We start from the raw sequence: 18,280 nt of genomic DNA, 5'->3' as shown, positions 1-18,280 counted from the left end.
GACGCTAGCAACGACCCTCATACTCTCGCTCCTGGCCTCTTTTCAATTCGGGCTTTCATCCATGGCTTCAGGCATACACCATATCACGCTGATCACCCGCAAGGTGCAGGCGAATGTGGATTTCTACGCCGGATTCCTCGGCATGCGGCTCGTCAAACAAACGGCCGGGTTCGAAGACGCCACACAGCTTCATCTCTTCTATGGCGATGCCGAGGGCACTCCGGGGTCGCTCGTCACGTTCCTCGTCTGGGAGGACGGTGCGCCGGGCCGCGCCGGCTACGGCCAGATCAACGAAGTGTCGCTGGCGATCGATCCGACCAGTATCGGTTACTGGCTGACGCGTGCCATGCGCTTCGGCTTCCGCTCGGAAGGCCCCGCGGATGAATTCGGCGAGCCGGTGCTGCGGTTGAAGGACCCCGACAATATCATCGTCAAGCTTGCCGGCGCCAAGGATCTGAAATCGCCGGCTGCCTGGGATGGCGGCGATGTGCCGATCGAGCATGCCGTGCAGCGCGTGCGCGGTGCGACCATGCTGACCGAAAAGCCGGCCGAAAGCCGTCATTTCATCGAAAGCTATTTCGGCTACCGGTTCCAGGCAAATCGCGGCACGATCGACCGCCTCGTCTCGCAGTCAGGAGACATCGTCGACGTGCGCGATGCGCGCGGTTTCTGGTCCGGCGCTCCGGGTACCGGCACAATCGACCACGTGGCTTTCCGCGCAGATGATGAGGATGCCGTGCTCGCCGTTCACAAGGCGCTTGAAAACGAAAACGCTTCGGCGACCAATCTGCACGATCGCAAATACTTTCGCTCGCTCTATGCCCGTGAGCCCGGAGGCACGCTTATAGAGCTTGCCACCAACCAGCCGGGCATGATGGTGGATGAGCCGAAGACCACACTCGGAACCAAGCTCTTCGTGCCGCCGATGGATTCGATCACCAATCTCAGTGATCTGAAGGTCGTGCTGCCGCAGTTTTCCATGCCCGGCAAACCGCGCATCAATTATCGCGATCTGCCCTTCGTCCATCGTTTCTATACACCGCCCGATCCAGACGGCAGCGTCTTTGTGCTGCTGCACGGCTCAGGCGGCAACGAGACGACGCTGATGCCGCTGCTGAACAAGGTTGCTCCGCGCGCCACCCTTCTCGGCGTGCGCGGCCGCGCGACCGAGGAAGGCTTCCCGCGCTGGTACAAGCGCATCACGCCGTTCTCCTTCGACCAGGACGACATCAAGAACGAAGCAGAAGCTTTCGCCGCCTTCATTGAAGGCGCTGTCAAATCCTATGGCCTCGATCCGAAGAAGGTCGTCTATGTCGGCTACTCGAATGGCGCCAATCTTCTGAATTCGCTGCTCTACCTGCACCCCAACCTGGTGCACAAGGCCGTGTTGCTACGTTCCATGCCGGTGCTCACCGCTTACCCGCATGCTGACCTGAAAGGCACGGACCTGCTTGTCATCAGCGGCAAGATGGACGCTTACGGCAAATATGCGAGCGAGTTGGAAGAGCGGCTGAAGACGTCGGGGGCGACCGTCGATTCCGACATCATCCCCGGCGGCCACGATCTGGGCGATGCCGACGTGCCGATCATTCAAAAATGGCTGCTGCAGAAAAACAAACTGCAGGAAACCCAATAGCCTACCAGTGGAAGCTATCTGGGCATGATGCCGGAACGGCGTCCAATACCGGCGTTGCGTTGCGATCGATCCCATAAAGCCTTGCAAAACCGGCGTCTTTCAGGAGATGGGCACCCGCCGGCATGACGTCGCCGACATACTGATCAACGACGTCGGCGTTGACGACCAGGATGAAATCGAACTTGCTGCGCCAATTGACCAGATAGGGCGTGAAGCTGGCGGCTTCCGCCATCAGACCTGGACAGGACAGCACGCCGGTTGAAAAGAGATTTCCTTCCGGTACCGATTTCTCCGACCAGGCGGGAAGCACGGCGAGCGGTTGCTTGCCCTGTGCGCTGAAGAGCGTCGGAACGAAGGCATGGGCCAGCGGGACGGCCATCGTCGGCAGGTGCCGGAACGTATCCTGGCTGAATGCATAATGCCGCTGATCCGGCTTTATGTCACCAAGGGCAGGCTCGTGCTGCAGCGGCAGGATCGCAGCGCCCGCGGGAACGGCTTCAAGCACCTTCTCGACGCTCGCAACATCGGTCTGACCCCGCCACCAGTTGAAACCAATCCAGGCAGTCCGGCCAAAGACCACGACATTCAACGCGAGGAACACGATGACAGCCTGACGCCGGCCGACCTTTTGAAAAGGGCAGATCATCACCATGCCAACAAGGGCGGCCATAATGGGAAAGCGCCAGCTTATCCAACCGGTGCCAAAGGCATGAAGCGGCGAAAGGATGGACAGGGCGAGCAAGCCTGCGGCCGTGACCACAAGACCTGCATGGATGCGCAGGTTTTTTGCGGCAATCGCCCTGCTGCAAACGAGCAGGATCGGCACAAGGAAAATTACATCGACGAGTGCAACATAGGTGCAGACGGCCGAGAGCAGATTGGAAATCAGCAGTATCGGGCTGTCGTTCCAGACCGCCATGATATCACCAGCCTGGCTTCCGGGAAGGTCGGCAGCAGTCAGCGCAAGCGCAAGCGGTGGCAACAGGCAGGCGATTATTGCGGCCGCAAGCCTGCCGACAAGACGCAACACCGCCGTACGGGATGTGAGAACATCAAAGCGCCAGGAAAATTCCAGCCCGCAGACGATCGCCAGAAAGAAGCCGACAGAGAATATATGGACGACGGTGAGAAGCAGCGACACGGCCACCCGCCACAGGAAGAGCCTGACTGCAGACCCGGACTGCAGTCGGTGATCCACCGTTGCAAACAGCAATGCAAGGCCGAGGCCGATCTGGAAATTGATGAAACCGCCGATCAGCGTGGCGCACCAGGCGAGATACAGCATGCCGATCTGCCAATAGTAGCTGCCGCCGAACAGGCGCCGATGCAGCACGATGGCGCCTGATGGAGGCAGGACAATCGCCAGGAACAGCAGGGCGCGGGCGAGCAGCGAGACGCCGATGACGGGACCGATGCAGCGGGCGAGCAGGTCGATGCCAACATTGGTGAAGGTGCGGTTCCACTCGATCGTGTAGATTTCGGGGAATGGTGCTTCCTCTATGCCGCCGGCGAGCAGCCACATGCGGGCATAATGGTTCGCATAATCGAGGAGCGGCGGAAATTTGAAGAGGCCGACAAGGATGGCGACAAGGACCATGAAGACGAGCAGAGGCGCCGTCGACGCCTGCCGGACAACGACGTCCTGCGGCTTTTCCGCCCTATGGACTTCCGTTGAAAATATCTGATCAAGGTTCGCCATCGCCAATCCTGTCCGAACTGCGGGACAGGTCTAACAGCCAATGGTCAAGCTTCCTTTAAGCGGGATCACCCTCGCCTTGCGATCATGATACCGGCAAGAACGATCAAGCCGCCCAGGGCTTGCATTATCGTGATGTGCTCGTTGAGCAGAGCCCAGGCGAGAATGGCCGCCACGACCGGCTGTAGGAGCAATGTCAGCGAGGAGAAGGCCGCTGGCAGATAGGCAAGCGCATAGGCAATCGCCACCTGCCCGCCTGCATGGCTGACAAAGGCGAGGCCTGATACCACCGACCAGCCATAAAGGCTTGCCGGCAGCATGTGGCCTTCGAAGAAGAAAGCGAGCGGGAAGACGCCGACTGCGGCAGAGGCGGTGCTCCACAGCATGATGCGGATCGTATCGAAACGGCTGCGCAGCGCGCCGATCGCCAGGATGTAGCAGGCGTAGAAGAAGGCGGCGATCATGGCGACACCATCGCCGCGCAGGTCGCCATTGCCGAATGCGGTAGGTCCGCCCTTCAGCACGACCACGCCGGCCAATGCCAGGACGAGGCCGAGCACGAAGATGCGGGTAACCTTGGCGCCGAAGAACAGGAAGCCGATGGCGGTGACGAAGACCGGCGCGAGGTTTGCGAGCAGCGTCGCATTGGCGACCGAGGTCATGGTGATCGAAAGATGCCAGGCGGAGAGATCAAGCGCCAGCACGGCGCCGGGCAGGATCAGCATACCGTAATCGGCAAGGCTCTTCGGTTTGGGGCCGGTATCCTTGCGCAAAAGCGAAAAGATGAAGATCGGGATCAGCGCCAGCGCCACACGCCAGAAGGCCGTCGCCATCGGCCCGACTTCGGAAAGCCGCACGAAGATCGGTGATCCGCCGATCGCCGCGCCGCCGAGGATGAGGGCGACAAGCGGAAGACGACTGGAAGAGGGAGTTTCGGAAACGGCGGAAGCAGCCTGCGACATGATCTCGATGCTTTCTGCGCGACCTTTCGGTCAGGCCGCTACGCTGCGATTATCAGGAGTCGCGGGCCGATGACAGTCAGAGAACGACAGATCGATCAGAAATAGTTCGCGAATTATCCCGCGGATGCCGCTTTCAGCTTCTCAGCGATCTCACGTGCGACGAAGACTGTATGTTCCGTTATCTGCGGCAACCCCATCAACTCCCCGAACGTGCCGCGTGCAAGCGGGCCTGAAATGAGCAGCGACGAGATCACCCTGCCTTCCGGTCCGAGAGCCTCGGAGTGCTCGCTGCAGGCAAGCCCGAGCCCGGTCGGGTCGAGGGCGAGATAGCCCTCCCTGGCGAGTTCGCCGAGCCAGGGCTGCGTCTGCAAAATGCCGCCATGCGCAGGACCGGTCGTGACGACGACGGCATCGAACGTCCTCTCCAATTTTTCGCGTGCATGGCGTGGCTGGAATGTGATGTGGATCGCCTCACCCTCGGCCTTCGCATCGGCCACGGATGCCGCAAGGATTTCCAGCCTACCGGCTTCGATTGCGGCATCGAGCACTTCCTCCACCTGCGGCGCGATGCGGAAGCGGTGAACGTCCCAATAAGGCCGCAGATGCCGAACGATCCGGCGCCGCTCGACAACCGGCAAACTACGCCAGAGATCGTGGCCCTGGCCGCGCACCTGATCAATCACGGCATGCCAACTCTGGCCACGTTCGGTCGCCTGGCGGATCGTCTGCCGGATAAGGCGCAGCAGCGTGACGGCTGACAATGCCGGCTCGGAGATGAAATCACCGAACGCCTCCTGCGGGACGGCAGCATGACCGCGCGAACGAAGGCCGCGGCGGGAAATTGCGGTAACCGAGCCGTCGTGGCCGTTTCGTGAAAGGGAGGCGATCACGTCTGCCGCCGTCAACCCGTTGCCGATGACGAGAACCCTGTCATGCGGCCGCACGACTTCGAGCGCACCCGATTTCGTGGTGTCGGCAATGAAGCGTGGGTGCTCTCCAAGAATGGCCGCCAGCCTGCCCGGCGCCACCGGTGGCGGATGGCTGGTGGCGATGGCGACGATATCGGCCTCCGTCAGCCCGCCCTTGTCATCGAGGATCGCCCAGCCATTACCCCGGCGGCGGATGCCGGTCACGGTCGCCCGGCGATGGCTAATGGCACCCGATTTCAGGAAGGGCTGGAGAAGCGATCCGACGTAATCGCCGAATACGCGCCGGCGCGGGAAAAGCTGACCGTTCTCGCGTGCGGCTTCGGGATCGTCGCGCACAGCATTGTTCGCCTCGATCCAGCGCTGAAATTCTTCCACATCATCGGGCTGCAGGCTCATCTTGGCGGCCGGCACATTGATGCGGTGCGCCGGATCGACGGTGTCGTATGCCAGGCCGCGGCCCAGCATGGGACGCGGCTCGAAGACCACGATATCGGGTGCATCCTCGCCGGCAAGCTTCAGCAGATGATAGGCGACACCCGCCCCGGAAACGCCGCCGCCGATGATGGCGACAAGCGGCCGCTGGGATTTCCGTTCGGTCGGAGCTTGTGTCTGGGACTGCATCTCAGCCGGCGTTATTTCAATCGATGCCGGAGCATAGGTGGAGCATGAAGGCCACGCAATGCTCCGATCCAATGGTCTAATTTTTATGTAGAGACCTGCCGCGGCCCGATCAACCGGAGATCGTGGTTGCGAATTCCGGCGTGCCTCTGATGGTGTTGCTGACCGTGCAGATCTCGTCTTCGGCCATATGCGCGATCTTGCGGCGCGTTTCCTCGTCGATATCGCCCTTGATGGAGAAAGCGATGTTGAATTTCACGACACGCGACAGCCCTTCCGCTGCCTTCTCGCCGGTTACATCGGCGGTGATCTCGGTGATCTTGTCGAGAATGCCGAGCTGGCTTGCCGCCATGCGGGCGCTCAGCACAAGACATGCCGAAAGCGAGGAATACAGCAGGTCGAGCGGGTTAAAGCCTGGCTGTGATGGGCTGGTGACGATATCGATCTCGCCGCCAGTGACCGACGTGACGTGCGGGAAACCAGTACGTCCGAGAACGGCATTTGCACCTGTGGGACGGGGACGAGCCTTGAGATCGGCCATTTGAAATCCTCTATCGAATAGAGGTTTCAGATAGTGTTTCCGGCTCAAAGCCGCAATGCGATGATTTGATTTTCGCTGAGCGCTGCTGAACGGAACCTTTCTACCCTTCAGCGGTTTTTTCGTGAGCAACCTCATGAAGAGGCACGTTTTTCTCATGCCCAATGTCCGCCACATCGACCGCAAGCACAAAAGTATGGATGCCCGCGACCGGCTGATCGTCGCGCTCTATGCGCAGCTCAAGGCCGAGCGGGAGACACGCGAGACGTTGGAATGGGCAATCCGCAACGGTGCGGTATCCAAGGAAGTACTGGAAGCGATCGCCGCCGACCCGGTTCCGGTCGTCACCAGCGAGGATATCGCATCGCTTGAAAAGATCATCGCGCTTGACGGGCGCAGTCGCTCGCCCCGGCAATGAATGACCAGAACGGCTGACGAGGAGGAAGCACATGGCCGACATCACCTATCAGATCGTTCCGCACGACAATGGCTGGGCCTACAAGCTCGGCGATACATTGTCCGAACCCTACGCCACGGCAGAACAGGCAATGGATCGCGCAAGAAACGCAGCTGCGCGTCAGAAAATCGGCGGCGGCGATGCGCTGCTCGCCTATCCGGCGCCGGATGGAAGCGGCTGGAAATTCCAGCCGATCGAAACCGACAAAAGCAACAGCAGGCTCTGAAAGGAGGAGACGATGGGAGCACGCGCGAGCTGGAAGGGCCATCTTAAGGTCGGCGACCTTGCTTGCGCCGTTGGCCTCTATACGGCCGTTTCCTCTTCCGACCGTGTCTCCTTCAACATCATCAACCGCAGGACCGGCCATCGCGTCGAGCGGCAGTTCGTCGACAGCGAAACCGGCAAGCCGGTGGAACGCGACGACCAGGTCAAGGGCTACAGGATGGAAAGTGGCGACTACATCCTCATCGAAGGTAATGAGATCTCGGAGATCATGCCCGTAAGCGACAAGGTGCTTGATGTACAAGGCTTCATTCCCTGCGATGGGATCGACAAGCTCTATTTCGACCGTCCCTACTATCTGGCACCAGTCGACGAACATGATGCGGAAGCCCTCGCATTGATTGCCAGGGGCATGCTTGACGGCAAAGTGGCAGCCCTTGCCGAAGCCGTGCTCTTCCGCCGCAACCGCACGCTACTCATCCGCGCGCATGACAACCACATCATCGCGACCATGCTGAACTTCGATTATGAGGTGCGCTCAGCAAGCTCTGTCTTCAAGGACATTCCCGATATCAAGTTCGACAAGGAGATGCTGGATCTCGCCGGCCATATCATTGCGACCAAAGAGGGCCGTTTCGATCCAAGTGAATATCACGACCGCTACGAAGCCGCGCTCGTCGAACTGGTGAAAGCCAAGATCGAAGGTCGCGCACCGCCGAAACGCAAGCGCGAGCCCGAGCGCAAGGTGGTCGATCTCATGGAGGCCCTGCGCCAAAGTGCGAAAATGGGCGGCAAAGCACCCGCGAAAAAACCTGCCGCACGCAAGACCTCCGATAGAAGCAGCAGGAAGGCGAGCTGATCATGGCGCTCGAGACCTATCAGGCAAAACGCGATTTCGAGATCACGTCGGAACCGCGTGGAAAGAAGGGCCGCGCCAAGGGCAACAGCTTCGTGATCCAGAAGCACGATGCCACGCGGCTGCATTATGATTTTCGGCTGGAGATGGACGGCGTTCTGAAAAGCTGGGCCGTCACCAAGGGACCGAGCCTCAATCCCGAGGATAAGCGCCTGGCCGTCCATGTCGAGGACCATCCTCTCGCTTATGGCGATTTCGAAGGCATCATTCCAAAGGGCCAGTATGGCGGCGGCACGGTCATCATCTGGGATCGCGGCACCTGGACGCCAACAGGCGATCCGCACAAGGCCTACCGCAAAGGGCATATGGAATTCGAACTCGACGGCGAGAAGCTGAAGGGACGTTGGCATTTGGTGCGCATGCATGGAAAGCCCGGCGAGAAGCGCGAGAACTGGTTGCTCATCAAGGGCGACGACGCAGAAGCCCGCCATGAGGGCGGTGCCGATATTCTCGAAGAGCGCTCCGAATCAGCCAAAACCGGTCGGCAAATCGAAGAAGTGGCGGAGAATCCCGACGCTACCTGGCACTCCAGACCGGATGGCGGCAAGGCTATCGCCACAAAGACCAAGGCGGCGGCGCGGAAGGCAAAACCCCCGGCACCGGATCGGGATTGGCCGAAAGGTGCAAAAAAGGCGCCCATGCCTCACTTCACCGAGCCGGAGCTTGCTAAGCTCAAGCCGAAACCGCCGGCCGGCGAGCGGTGGATCCACGAGATTAAGTTCGATGGCTACCGGCTGCAGGTGAAGATCGAGGACGGGCGCGTGACAATGCTGACACGCGGCGGTCTCGACTGGACAGAGAAATTCGGCAAGGACGTCGTTGATGCCTTTGCATCTTTGCAGGCCGAAATGGCCATCATCGATGGCGAGCTCGTGGTGGAGCGCGATACCGGCGCATCGGATTTCTCCGCCCTGCAGCACGATCTCAGCCAAGGTCGCTACGACCGCTTCGTTTTCTATGCTTTCGACCTGCTCTATCTCGATGGATACAGTCTGCTAAATGTAAGCCTTCTCGAACGCAAACACCTGCTGGAAAAGCTGCTTCCCAAAGACAGCGCCAAGCTGCGCTACAGCACGCATTTCAATGAAAATGGCGGCCTGGTGCTGAACCATGCCTGCAGGCTCAGTCTCGAAGGCGTCGTCTCCAAGCAGCGTGACAGCAAATATGTCTCCGGCCGTAAGGGTGAATGGATCAAATCCAAATGTTCGCAGCGGCAGGAATTCGTGATCGGCGGCTACGTACCCTCGACCGCGATGAAGAATGCCATCGGCTCGCTCGCCATGGGCTACTACGAGGATGGCTCGCTGAAGCATGTCGGCCGCGTCGGCACTGGGTACACGGTGGCGACGGCGCAGATGCTTTACGAGCGGCTGTCGGCGATGGAGATGAAGGAGAATTCCTTCGACGACAAGCTGACCGCCGAGGAGCGGCGCGGCCTGCATTACGTCAAGCCGCAGCTCGTTGCCGAAGTGGAGTTCCGCGCATGGTCGGCCGATGGTAATCTGCGCCATGCGGCCTTCCGGGGATTGCGGGAGGACAAGCCGGCAAAGGATGTTGTGCGCGAGATGGAAAAGACGACCGCGAAAAACCTGCCGAAATCGGCTGTGACACTAACGCATCCCGACCGCATCTACTGGCCGGACGAAGGCGTCACCAAGGAAGGTCTCGCCAATTATTATGCGCAGGTCTGGCGCTTCATGGCCCCCTATGTGGTCAATCGGCCGCTTGCCCTGTTGCGCCTGCCCGACGGTATTTCCGGCCATCAGCGCTTTTTCCAGAAGCACGCCTGGAAAGGTATGAACGAGCATATCGCGCAAATCACCGACCCCAAGGACAAGAGCGGCGAGAAGCTGCTGCGTGTTACCGATTTCGATGGCGTCGTAGCGCTGGTGCAATCGGCGGTGCTGGAAATCCATCCCTGGGGCACGACCACCGACAATTGGGAAAAGCCCGACATGATCACCATGGACCTCGACCCCGGCGAGGACGTGCCATGGGAAAATGTGATAGCGGCAGCTTACGAACTGAAGGAGCGTATCGAGGGCGAGGGCCTTGCGGCGTTCGTCAAGACCTCCGGCGGCAAAGGCCTGCATGTGGTGACTCCGCTTGAGCCGAAAGCCGGTTGGGTGGATGTGAAAGGCTTTGCGAAGTGGCTGGCCGACAGCATGTCGAAAGATGATCCCAATCGCTATCTTGCAACCGCAACCAAGGCGAAGCGCAGCGGCAAGATCTTCATCGACTACCTCCGGAACGGCCGCGGCAACACTGCTGTTGCCGCCTATTCCACGCGCGCCCGGCCAGGTGCCGCCGTCTCCATGCCGCTGGAATGGAGTGAACTGACAACCGAGATCGGCCCTGCTTATTTCACCGTCGACAACACGCCTGCGCGCCTCGATGCTCTTAGCAAGGATCCATGGGATGGGTTCTTTGCAGCGGCCAAGCCGTTGCAGAAGCGCAAGTCGAAGTCGTGATGATTGGTGCGCTGCTCGCCGGAGATCAACGCGGCTTGCCGCGCCCGCCTTCAGCGGCCAGGCTCTTCTTCAGCGCATCCATGATGTTTATGACATTACCCGTCGATTTGACCGGCGCGGGCTTACGGGCCGGAGCGGCTTTCTTGAGGCTCTTCTCCTTGCCGCGGATCAGCGCTTTCAAACGTTTCTGAACCGGATCCTGCACCATCGAGGGGGTCCACTCCTTCGTCTCTTCCTTGACAAGCTTCTTCATCAAGGCCAGCAACTCGCTATCGACCTTTGCCTTCATGTCCAGTTCGGCTGCCGGTTCGCGCACCTCGTCACCGTAGCGCAGCGTCCACAGAACAATGCCCTTGCCCTGCGGCTCCAGGAGTACGGCGCGCTCGCGCCGGTAGAGCACCAGTCTGGCAATGCCGACGACATTGTTGGCTCTCATGGCCTCGCGGATCACGCAGAAAGCTTCCATTCCAACCTTGTCTTCCGGCGCCAGGAAATGCGGCTTGTCGTACCAGATCCAGTCGATCGATCCGCTCGGCACGAAACTGTCGATATCGATCGTGCGGGTGCTCTCCAACCCCACTTCCTCGATCTCCTCATCCTCGAGCATGACATAGTCATCCTCGCCACGCGGGTAACCCTTCACCTGATCCCTCTCGGAAACAGGTTTATGCGTGACGCTATCGACATACCGGCTTTCGACACGGTTTTTCGTCGCACGGTTCAGCACATGAAACCGCACCTTGCTCGACTCCGTCGTCGCCGGCGTCAATGAAACGGACGCGGTGACAAGCGAGAGCTTGAGGTAGCCTTTCCAGAATGTTTGACGGGCCATGCGCCATAAACGACGATTGAGGCGGGAGGTTCCGCTCGGTGCGGCTCGCCTGAGAGGAATCCGGGCCCGACACGCAGATTTCAACGGGATGTGATGGCTAGAAGCCACGGAAGGTAAGCGGATATCCGTTTCGACAACTTACTGACATGATTTCGTACCAACTGGTTCGATGTCGCAGTTATCAGGCAATCAGATGCTAAAAGAAGATGTATCGCGCGCGAAAAAACTCGCTCTTATCCTCACGCTGTTCTTTGGCGTGATCATATCCTACGCAAAGTTCACCGGACTATTTCCGCCACCGGATCTGCACGACGAGAGCAAATACGGGTCACCGGGCTGGTTCTCAAGCTTCGACCTCGGACCTCCGTCATTCCCTCACCCACCGGAATTTCCGCCAGTTGACAGACCGCGCGACATTCCCGTCTGAATGATGCAGACCGGAAAAGCGGAACACGGTGACCCGACAGGCGAAGACGTCAGCGCTGGGGAACTCAATGTCCTTGATAAGCGTGGATTAGGAATGGTGCCCAGGACCGGGAAGCGGAAAGCGTTATAAATCAATATGGTTAGGTCCGCTCTGGACCACGAACGTTCCCACGTATTTGTTATATTTTTCGGCGATGTGTCCAGCCGAAAAATCTCCAGAAGTAGCGAGTTGGAGGGATGCATGACGCATCAGACTGTTCAGACATGGGCGCCGACTGCGGCGCCGATTCTCAGCGAGAAGACGTTCGCCGAAGCCGCCGCCAGCTACATCGAGCATGGCGGCGATGTCCGCTTCATCGATCCTATCATCGAATATTTCGGAAACAGGCCGCTCGCCTCAATCTATCCGTTCGACGTTAGGCAGATGGCGCTCACGCTCTTCCCGACACAGAGCAACGCGACACGAAACCGCCAGGCGCTCACGCCGGCGCGGGCCGTCATCAACCACGGCTACGAGCGCGGATGGTGCAACCTCATAAGGATCAAGAAGCTGAAGGAAGATCCGGCAAAGCCGAGACAGCCGGCGTCGGCCGTGTGGATGCACGCCTTCATCCGGCGATGCACAAAAGACCGCCTGCCGCATCTAGCCGCGCTTGTGCTGTTCATGGCGCAGACGGCCGCCAGGGTGAGCGAGGCGATCGAATTAAGGTGGAGAGATGTCGATCTCGCGTCTCGTCGAGCATTGCTCGCGAAGACCAAGACTGGCCGCAACTCGGTGCGCCATCTCACGGACGAGCTGGCGGCGCGGCTTCGAGATCTGAGGGGAGAGGCAGGAGATGATGACCGTGTTTTCCGCTTCACGAACCGCCATTCGGTCAACGAGCGGATCAAGGCAGTCTGCCGGCGGGCGGAGATCAGCTATAAATCCAGCCACCTTTGCGGGCGGCACACCTTCGCCACGACGGCGATCGAGCTGGGCGCCGATATCAGGACAGCGATGGAAGCTGGCGACTGGAAGAGCGCTTCTGTCTTCCTCGGCATCTATGTGCATCCGAGGCTGAATTCCGGCCGGATGGTCGCCGATCGCTTCAATGCCGTCCAATTCGACGTGACAATATAGACGGCATTGACCACCGCATGAGCGCGAGGATTAGTGCCCCTTGCCAAAATACCTTATGACGATCGCCAGCCAGTCATAAAGCCACGCAACAGCAGTGGCCGCCGTCACGCCGAGCGCGATCAATCCGCCCGAAAGGACACCGCCGAGGAATTTGATACGCTTCCATTCGTCGATCGTCGGAGAAATTTCGCTCGTCACGGTATGCTTCAGTGCCGCGATGCTGTCGCGCAATTGCGCGTCGACCTGACCGCTGATCGCAACGGTGGTTTCCATTTTCGAAATCTGCTGTTGCTGCTGATCAAGGCGCTGATGGATCGTCGCCCGGCTGCGGTGGGCTTGTTGCTGTTCGACGGCGAAGATCTCGTCGGCGCGATCCTGCCTGTCTGCTACTGCATCGAGCTTGGCCTCTATGTTGCCGAGCGCACGCATGATGTCATCGTTCGACGTCCTTGTTGGCGTCATTTCCTTGCATGCCTCCCGCCCGGCGCGATTTCTGAAGCTGATCGTAGTGGTCGGCACACCACTCGATCTTGTCGTTGATGTTCTGACGAACGATCATCCAGCGCCTCTGTGGGCCGTCGATTGGTTCGTTGAGCTTGGGTTCAACCGCCGGCATTAACTCGCGACAGTAAGGCGGATAGTCGGGAAGATTGTCGCCGGCGCGCTGTGCGCCGATCTGCGCAGCCGCGCTGTCAATGCGCGCGAGCTGCTGTGCCTGCCTTCCCGCGCAGGCGGTCAAGATCATACTGACGCCAGCGACTGACATCAGGGTCCGTATCATCGGCACTCTCTTTCTCCTGTTGGGCGAGTTGTTGGGCAAGCCTGGTGGATGCGTCCTGCGCCTGCTGGCGGGCTTCGGCGGCAAAGATCGCGTTCTCGGTTGCCTGCTTGCGGTATCTGTCAGCCTCGGCTCGCGCCGCCGTCAGCTCTGATCGACTGACGACGCCTTCCGCCGCCGCTTCCGCCGCCTTCGACCGTTCCGACTGGACGCGTCCGACGATGAATTCACGGATGACGGGTACGTGGCTGATGAAGGGAATGTCCCGAAGGCCTGGCACACCCTCGTAGTAGCCGAGCATGACGATGATCGTTATGCCAACGGCTCCGATCGCCTTCACCAGCTCGACGACAATTTTCAACACTGCAGATCCGGTGAACATTACGTCCCCATCAGGCAAAGGGCTTTCTCTTCCTTCCGCCGCTCGAATAGGCCCCGGATCACCCGGCCGCCGTCCTTGTTGAACCAGGTGATGGCCTCGCAGCCAGCGGCGATCTGACCGGCATTGAGCCTTCGCACCGCCGTGCTGTTACCCGCTGTCCCGATCCCAACGTTGAAGGCGAGCGAGGTGTAGGCTGTGTCCCTGGTCGCCGGGAGACGGGTCTGACGTGTCGTTGCGTTGAAATAGCGATGCAGGCCACGGCGATACTCAGCCACCTTCACGCGCATGTGGCGGAGGCATTCCTCCATCGTCATCGGCGGCATGCCGATATAGACCTTGATGCCGGACGCCGTAGTAAGACCGCCGCAGATCGTCGCCACGCCCCCGCCGTCGAGATAGGCAACGAGGCGGATACCCTCCTTCTTTAGGATGAAGGGCACCGCAACATCAAGCGTTTGCTGCTCGGTGGCGGAAGTGATCGGCGGAGCCGCCTCGGCGGCTCGGACTGTCGACGTAAACAGGAAGGCCAGCAGGAACAGGATGACGACCACGCCACCAATGCGCACCCATTCGCGCCACGTGGATTCGCTCTGCTCGTAAAGCCGGCCGGCGATGCCAGCCAGCAAGAGCAGAATGCCGAGCCACCAGAAAAGGACGGGGTCGGAATCCTGCTCGGTAAGGCGGTATTTCAGCTCCGGATAGATCAGGACGAAAAGCCCCGCGATCTGCATCCAGAAACTCAAGGAAAGGGCGATCACTCGCCGCCAGTTAGGCACGATCATGTCTATCTCCGATGTTGGATATGAAAATGCCGCCTGCGAGAGGCGGCTCAGAAGGGGATCAGGCCCCTATCCTTTGATGATGGGGCGGTGGGTATCGCGCAGTAACTTCGGTTGTGATAATGATGCCAGAACGCTCGGAGGTTACGAATGCGCGCTGGCCCTTTTTCTGATGCTTCCCGATATTTTCTCACCTCCCTTTGGGCGTCTTTACGGCGCTTTTTTATGCTTCATCTGTTGAGCGGGAGCGAAGATTGGTGGCAGCCTGAACACGTCACATCGTGGGTTACAGATATTAACACCAGGCAGCCAATCAAAGGCTACGTCATGTGCAAGATCATCGATGGCCGATGGGCTTACCGAGCGATGACCGATGAAGAGTACGAAGACTATCTTCGGCGAACCGCTTGGTAGTCATGCAGTGACGCTGGCAATCGCTGCATTATCGAGAAGATAATCCAGAATTTGCACTCTCTTGAGCGTCCCCGCCCATGGTCGGGTGCCATCCGTTCTATTCTTCAGAACCAAATTGGTCAGTCCCGTTGCCATCGGGGCGCTGGAGCTGGCCGTTGTCCCGACCGAACCACCAGAACCGGCATTCATGTCATTAGTGCGAGCGCGGACGGCCGTTTTAAAGTCTGTCCCATTGGCGGCGCCCACATTGACGGAGCCTGAGCCACCTGGCACCGAGGCTGTTGACGTATGGAAGACGACGATGCCCCACGACTTTGTTGATGTGCCCACACGCGATACCGCAACGAATTCGTCTGTCGGGACGCCATCGTTACCGTCATCAATGCAAACAGCATATTGCGCTGTAGCGCTGTCGACGTTCGGATTCGTACCGCTCACGAAGATGGAAAATTGCGATGAGAGAAGCCTATCAACCGGCATGCTCTCGACGGCGGCCGATATGTAATAGCCTGCCGCCGTCAATTCAGCGATGCTGTTGTAGACGAGGTTCCGATAAAAGAAGCGGCTGTTGGTGAAATCAAGATCGAGCACTGCGTGTTTATCGAACCACGTCTGGGCGGTGGTCAGTTTGAAATACGCTGCTCGCCCGAACTCAAGCGAACCTGCCGCCACCAGGTGGATGTTATCCGTGTAGTAAGCGAACCCTCTGGTGTCGACGAGGAAATTCAACGGATTGTTGTCGACAACCTGGCGCTGCTTGGCAACCATAGCTTCAAAGTTATAGCCGCCGAAACGATTGCTGACCATGTGAGCGCAAATCTTTGTGTTCGCGTCACCCCAGTCGGATCGGATATGCGTGTAAAGCTCAAGGGCGTTTGTCGCATAGTCAGCAGTAGCCGACGTGTTCTGCGCATCCGCCTCGCCTTGCGCCCATATCACATACTTCAGTGGAAGGCCGCACGCCGCTCTTGCCGCTGCGACAATTGCCGTTGTCTCTGGAAAGAGTTGCGCCGCAGTCTGTGACCAATCTTTTGCGGCCCCGCCCAGATTGCCGTAGATTGATGCCGCCCCGAGCTGCGAACCACCAAGATAATTCTTGACGATGTAAAGCGTGCCACTCGGGTGGTCAGCAAGCCAGGAGAGCGCAAAACCTGCTTCCGGCCCCCATGCCGTGGCAGCAGCAGGGCTGTAGGTCTCAAAAACGTTCGTGGAATTATTCCACATCTTGACGCGCGGCGTATCGGTCCATCCGGATGGAGTGCCGGAAACGCCTTGAACACCCGCGTTGCTTTGGCCGGCGATGGCGACAAGTTCATCGACGACAGGTACCCCACCGCCCTTTGCGGCGGCGGCCTGTATAAGGCGCAGTTTTCGATTGTTGATCGCCATGGATCAGACCTCGATCGTGTGCAGCTTGATCTTGTAGACGTCGCCGGAACCCGGCGTGAAGCCGGAGATGGCCTGCAGGATGCCGTAGCAGTTGCCGGACGCGAGCAGCAGCTGCTTGCCGATATTGTTGACGCTGACGAAGCAGGTCGAGCCAAGGTCGACCGCAGCCGGAATATCGATGTAGTCGAGATAGGAGGCGCGGTCGCCGGATACCAGATCGAACCCCGCCGCATCGGCCGGCGCAGATGGCGGCGTGACCGAATAGAGATGCAGCCGCCACGCGGTCGCCGGCGAGGTCGAGTTATCGATCTCAAGCGAAACACTGTTGATCATCACCGCAGCACCTCCAGCCTTGCCGGCCGCCGTGAAGGTCAAAGCAGCCGCTGCAGCACCGACCACTGCGCCGGCATTGTAAGGCGTCGCGTTTGCCTGGCGGGTGAAGGTTGCGGTGACATCATGCGCGACGCTCACCTGGTTGACGCTGAGCGACCCGGCCAGCGCGTCGCCGATCGTCTGCAGGCGATCGAGCACCGTATTTGCTGGAGGATTCCCCGTCGTGTCGCCGATAAGCTTGATGAGCGCGGTCAACGTCGCAACGTCAATCGGGTTGCCGTTGGCGTCGAGAATTGTAGCTTGATCCACCTGTGCCATTTAAACCACCTGTCCGATGTATTGGGAGTTGCTGGAGGAAGAGAAGTCGAGAGAAGGAGCGGCGGGCGCGCCGCCGCCGGAGCGCGTGATGACGATCGTCGCGCCGGCGGTCACGTCGAAATAGGCCTGGAACGGCACCTCGATCATGACCGCCTGGCCGTTGCCACCAACGGTCGGGCCGCCGTCGAGAAATTTCGTGCGCGGCAGGTTGATGACGTAGGAATTGCCGAGCGCATCGACGATCGTCGTGGAGATCCCGACGTCGGCATGATCGAGGATCGCCTGATAGGCGTCGTTGTTCTCGAAATAGGTGCTGATCGTGCCCGTCACCTCGAAGCGGCCGAAGCCGTGGCTATAGGGCTCATATCGGCCGACGACGTCATTCTGATAGATGTTGTTGGCGATGTTCATCACCAGCGACTGCACCTTCGGCGCGTTGTCGAGACCGTCGAAGGAAATGTCGGAGACGTTGAGGCCAGCGTTGAACACCGGCGTCGTCGTCGGGTCGGCATAGGTGGCGCCGGCCAGAATGGCATTTGTCGGGTCCGGCGAGCGGATACCCATGATGCCCCAGTTCGCCTGCACCGATTGCCGCGCGCGCAGCGTCAAGGCCAGCGTGTTCCACCGGCAGGCCTGGTAGCGGACATAGCTGTCCGCCGCTCCCTGCTCGTAGAGAAATTCCAGCGTCGCGGCCTGCTGGACCACGCCGTTCTTCAGGACGTTTCCGCTCCATGTCGAGCAGAGCAACCGCTGCAGCCAGGTATCGAACGTGCCGTAGGACAGGAACGTATTGATCGGACCCTGCACCGATCGGCCGACATCGACGATCGAGGCGACGTTGCGGTCTGCGCGGATTTCGTTTGGAATATCCGTCTGCTTGCTGATGCGAACTTCGGAGCTCACATAGCGCATGATCTGGAAAGCAGGGTTGGGTGGCGTCGTGCCGGCCGTCACTTCCGAGACGTCGGCAAGCCGTACCTGACTGCCGTCAGCTACCGTCATTGAAGGGCTCCATCTCCTAGGGATTGCCCACGTCGTCAGACGTTGGCGGATGCGCTTGCCTA

Annotated in this window: 18 protein-coding genes; 6 read left to right on the top strand and 12 right to left on the bottom strand. The window is 59.6% G+C overall.

The genetic code is table 11. The annotated features are described in order from the left end of the window. Window positions 1-61 precede the first annotated feature (61 nt). The gene (locus ACK9YZ_RS01460) at window positions 62-1,636 is read left to right on the top strand and encodes a VOC family protein (protein WP_416065443.1); all 1,575 of its coding nucleotides are present in this window, start codon (window positions 62-64) and stop codon (window positions 1,634-1,636) included. Between the two features lies 1 nt (window position 1,637). Here the strand turns inward: ACK9YZ_RS01460 and ACK9YZ_RS01455 are convergent, their stop codons facing one another. From ACK9YZ_RS01455 to ACK9YZ_RS01440, 4 genes are all read right to left on the bottom strand, one after another. After that, on the bottom strand, window positions 1,638-3,335 hold the full coding sequence (locus ACK9YZ_RS01455; protein ID WP_416065442.1) for a hypothetical protein: 1,698 nt from the start codon (window positions 3,333-3,335) through the stop codon (window positions 1,638-1,640). A 65-nt stretch (window positions 3,336-3,400) separates the two neighbouring features. Beyond that, window positions 3,401-4,294 carry a DMT family transporter gene (locus ACK9YZ_RS01450; RefSeq protein WP_416065441.1) on the bottom strand — a complete coding sequence of 298 codons (894 nt, stop codon included), beginning with the start codon at window positions 4,292-4,294 and terminating at the stop codon, window positions 3,401-3,403. Window positions 4,295-4,407: 113 nt separating this feature from the next. Next, window positions 4,408-5,844 (bottom strand): FAD/NAD(P)-binding protein, encoded by a 1,437-nt coding sequence (locus ACK9YZ_RS01445; protein ID WP_416065440.1) that lies wholly within the window; start codon window positions 5,842-5,844, stop codon window positions 4,408-4,410. A gap of 109 nt (window positions 5,845-5,953) precedes the next feature. Next, a complete protein-coding gene (locus ACK9YZ_RS01440) occupies window positions 5,954-6,382 on the bottom strand; it encodes an OsmC family protein (RefSeq protein WP_416065439.1) in 429 nt (142 codons plus the stop codon). A gap of 154 nt (window positions 6,383-6,536) precedes the next feature. Here ACK9YZ_RS01440 and ACK9YZ_RS01435 point away from each other — a divergent pair, with 154 nt between their 5' ends. The 4 genes from ACK9YZ_RS01435 to ligD are packed head-to-tail and all read left to right on the top strand — an operon-like array spanning window position 6,537 to window position 10,445. Then, on the top strand, window positions 6,537-6,797 hold the full coding sequence (locus ACK9YZ_RS01435) for a hypothetical protein (RefSeq protein ID WP_216756994.1): 261 nt from the start codon (window positions 6,537-6,539) through the stop codon (window positions 6,795-6,797). A gap of 31 nt (window positions 6,798-6,828) precedes the next feature. Further along, the gene (locus tag ACK9YZ_RS01430; RefSeq protein WP_416065438.1) at window positions 6,829-7,062 is read left to right on the top strand and encodes a DUF2188 domain-containing protein; all 234 of its coding nucleotides are present in this window, start codon (window positions 6,829-6,831) and stop codon (window positions 7,060-7,062) included. 12 nt (window positions 7,063-7,074) lie between these two features. Next, window positions 7,075-7,917, top strand: coding sequence for a Ku protein (locus tag ACK9YZ_RS01425; RefSeq protein ID WP_416065437.1), 843 nt, complete (start codon window positions 7,075-7,077; stop codon window positions 7,915-7,917). A gap of 2 nt (window positions 7,918-7,919) precedes the next feature. Beyond that, the gene (gene ligD / locus ACK9YZ_RS01420) at window positions 7,920-10,445 is read left to right on the top strand and encodes a DNA ligase D (RefSeq protein ID WP_416065436.1); all 2,526 of its coding nucleotides are present in this window, start codon (window positions 7,920-7,922) and stop codon (window positions 10,443-10,445) included. Window positions 10,446-10,470: 25 nt separating this feature from the next. Here ligD and ACK9YZ_RS01415 read toward each other — a convergent pair whose 3' ends face one another. Further along, window positions 10,471-11,277, bottom strand: coding sequence for a Ku protein (locus ACK9YZ_RS01415; protein WP_416065435.1), 807 nt, complete (start codon window positions 11,275-11,277; stop codon window positions 10,471-10,473). A gap of 667 nt (window positions 11,278-11,944) precedes the next feature. Between ACK9YZ_RS01415 and ACK9YZ_RS01410 the strand changes: the two genes are divergently transcribed. Next, window positions 11,945-12,823: a tyrosine-type recombinase/integrase gene (locus tag ACK9YZ_RS01410; RefSeq protein WP_416065434.1), complete on the top strand. Its 879-nt coding sequence runs from the start codon at window positions 11,945-11,947 to the stop codon at window positions 12,821-12,823. 30 nt (window positions 12,824-12,853) lie between these two features. Here ACK9YZ_RS01410 and ACK9YZ_RS01405 read toward each other — a convergent pair whose 3' ends face one another. The 7 genes from ACK9YZ_RS01405 to ACK9YZ_RS01375 form a co-directional block, all read right to left on the bottom strand. After that, window positions 12,854-13,285 (bottom strand): DUF1515 domain-containing protein, encoded by a 432-nt coding sequence (locus ACK9YZ_RS01405; RefSeq protein ID WP_416065433.1) that lies wholly within the window; start codon window positions 13,283-13,285, stop codon window positions 12,854-12,856. Further along, window positions 13,257-13,568 (bottom strand): hypothetical protein, encoded by a 312-nt coding sequence (locus ACK9YZ_RS01400; RefSeq protein WP_416065432.1) that lies wholly within the window; start codon window positions 13,566-13,568, stop codon window positions 13,257-13,259. Before ACK9YZ_RS01400 ends, ACK9YZ_RS01405 begins: the two co-directional genes overlap by 29 nt. Further along, a complete protein-coding gene (locus ACK9YZ_RS01395) occupies window positions 13,516-13,983 on the bottom strand; it encodes a hypothetical protein (protein WP_416065431.1) in 468 nt (155 codons plus the stop codon). The genes ACK9YZ_RS01400 and ACK9YZ_RS01395 overlap by 53 nt, the downstream gene beginning before the upstream one ends. Next, on the bottom strand, window positions 13,983-14,765 hold the full coding sequence (locus ACK9YZ_RS01390) for a lysozyme (RefSeq protein WP_416065430.1): 783 nt from the start codon (window positions 14,763-14,765) through the stop codon (window positions 13,983-13,985). Before ACK9YZ_RS01390 ends, ACK9YZ_RS01395 begins: the two co-directional genes overlap by 1 nt. Before the next feature lie 411 nt (window positions 14,766-15,176). After that, complete coding sequence (locus ACK9YZ_RS01385; RefSeq protein ID WP_416065429.1) at window positions 15,177-16,565, bottom strand: sialate O-acetylesterase; 1,389 nt, start codon at window positions 16,563-16,565, stop codon at window positions 15,177-15,179. 3 nt (window positions 16,566-16,568) lie between these two features. Continuing rightward, window positions 16,569-17,216 carry a hypothetical protein gene (locus tag ACK9YZ_RS01380; protein WP_416065428.1) on the bottom strand — a complete coding sequence of 216 codons (648 nt, stop codon included), beginning with the start codon at window positions 17,214-17,216 and terminating at the stop codon, window positions 16,569-16,571. Then, entirely contained in the window at window positions 17,217-18,218 is a 1,002-nt protein-coding gene (locus ACK9YZ_RS01375; RefSeq protein WP_416065427.1) for a phage tail tube protein, read from the bottom strand. It lies immediately after the preceding gene. Window positions 18,219-18,280 lie beyond the last annotated feature (62 nt).

This window comes from Rhizobium sp. ZK1 (assembly GCF_047782645.1).
Lineage (GTDB): Bacteria > Pseudomonadota > Alphaproteobacteria > Rhizobiales > Rhizobiaceae > Rhizobium.
The sequence above is the reverse complement of the archived record's forward strand: the minus strand, read 5'-3'. Positions and strand labels throughout refer to the sequence as shown.

Bases quoted from the DNA above. Each gene is read 5' to 3' on its own strand.
- ACK9YZ_RS01460 (WP_416065443.1), top strand. From the start codon at position 62: ATGGCTTCAGGCATACACCATATCACGCTGATCACCCGCAAGGTGCAG.
- ACK9YZ_RS01455 (WP_416065442.1), bottom strand. From the start codon at position 3,335: ATGGCGAACCTTGATCAGATATTTTCAACGGAAGTCCATAGGGCGGAA.
- ACK9YZ_RS01450 (WP_416065441.1), bottom strand. From the start codon at position 4,294: ATGTCGCAGGCTGCTTCCGCCGTTTCCGAAACTCCCTCTTCCAGTCGT.
- ACK9YZ_RS01445 (WP_416065440.1), bottom strand. From the start codon at position 5,844: ATGCAGTCCCAGACACAAGCTCCGACCGAACGGAAATCCCAGCGGCCG.
- ACK9YZ_RS01440 (WP_416065439.1), bottom strand. From the start codon at position 6,382: ATGGCCGATCTCAAGGCTCGTCCCCGTCCCACAGGTGCAAATGCCGTT.
- ACK9YZ_RS01435 (WP_216756994.1), top strand. From the start codon at position 6,537: ATGCCCAATGTCCGCCACATCGACCGCAAGCACAAAAGTATGGATGCC.
- ACK9YZ_RS01430 (WP_416065438.1), top strand. From the start codon at position 6,829: ATGGCCGACATCACCTATCAGATCGTTCCGCACGACAATGGCTGGGCC.
- ACK9YZ_RS01425 (WP_416065437.1), top strand. From the start codon at position 7,075: ATGGGAGCACGCGCGAGCTGGAAGGGCCATCTTAAGGTCGGCGACCTT.
- ligD (WP_416065436.1), top strand. From the start codon at position 7,920: ATGGCGCTCGAGACCTATCAGGCAAAACGCGATTTCGAGATCACGTCG.
- ACK9YZ_RS01415 (WP_416065435.1), bottom strand. From the start codon at position 11,277: ATGGCCCGTCAAACATTCTGGAAAGGCTACCTCAAGCTCTCGCTTGTC.
- ACK9YZ_RS01410 (WP_416065434.1), top strand. From the start codon at position 11,945: ATGACGCATCAGACTGTTCAGACATGGGCGCCGACTGCGGCGCCGATT.
- ACK9YZ_RS01405 (WP_416065433.1), bottom strand. From the start codon at position 13,285: ATGACGCCAACAAGGACGTCGAACGATGACATCATGCGTGCGCTCGGC.
- ACK9YZ_RS01400 (WP_416065432.1), bottom strand. From the start codon at position 13,568: ATGATCTTGACCGCCTGCGCGGGAAGGCAGGCACAGCAGCTCGCGCGC.
- ACK9YZ_RS01395 (WP_416065431.1), bottom strand. From the start codon at position 13,983: ATGTTCACCGGATCTGCAGTGTTGAAAATTGTCGTCGAGCTGGTGAAG.
- ACK9YZ_RS01390 (WP_416065430.1), bottom strand. From the start codon at position 14,765: ATGATCGTGCCTAACTGGCGGCGAGTGATCGCCCTTTCCTTGAGTTTC.
- ACK9YZ_RS01385 (WP_416065429.1), bottom strand. From the start codon at position 16,565: ATGGCGATCAACAATCGAAAACTGCGCCTTATACAGGCCGCCGCCGCA.
- ACK9YZ_RS01380 (WP_416065428.1), bottom strand. From the start codon at position 17,216: ATGGCACAGGTGGATCAAGCTACAATTCTCGACGCCAACGGCAACCCG.
- ACK9YZ_RS01375 (WP_416065427.1), bottom strand. From the start codon at position 18,218: ATGACGGTAGCTGACGGCAGTCAGGTACGGCTTGCCGACGTCTCGGAA.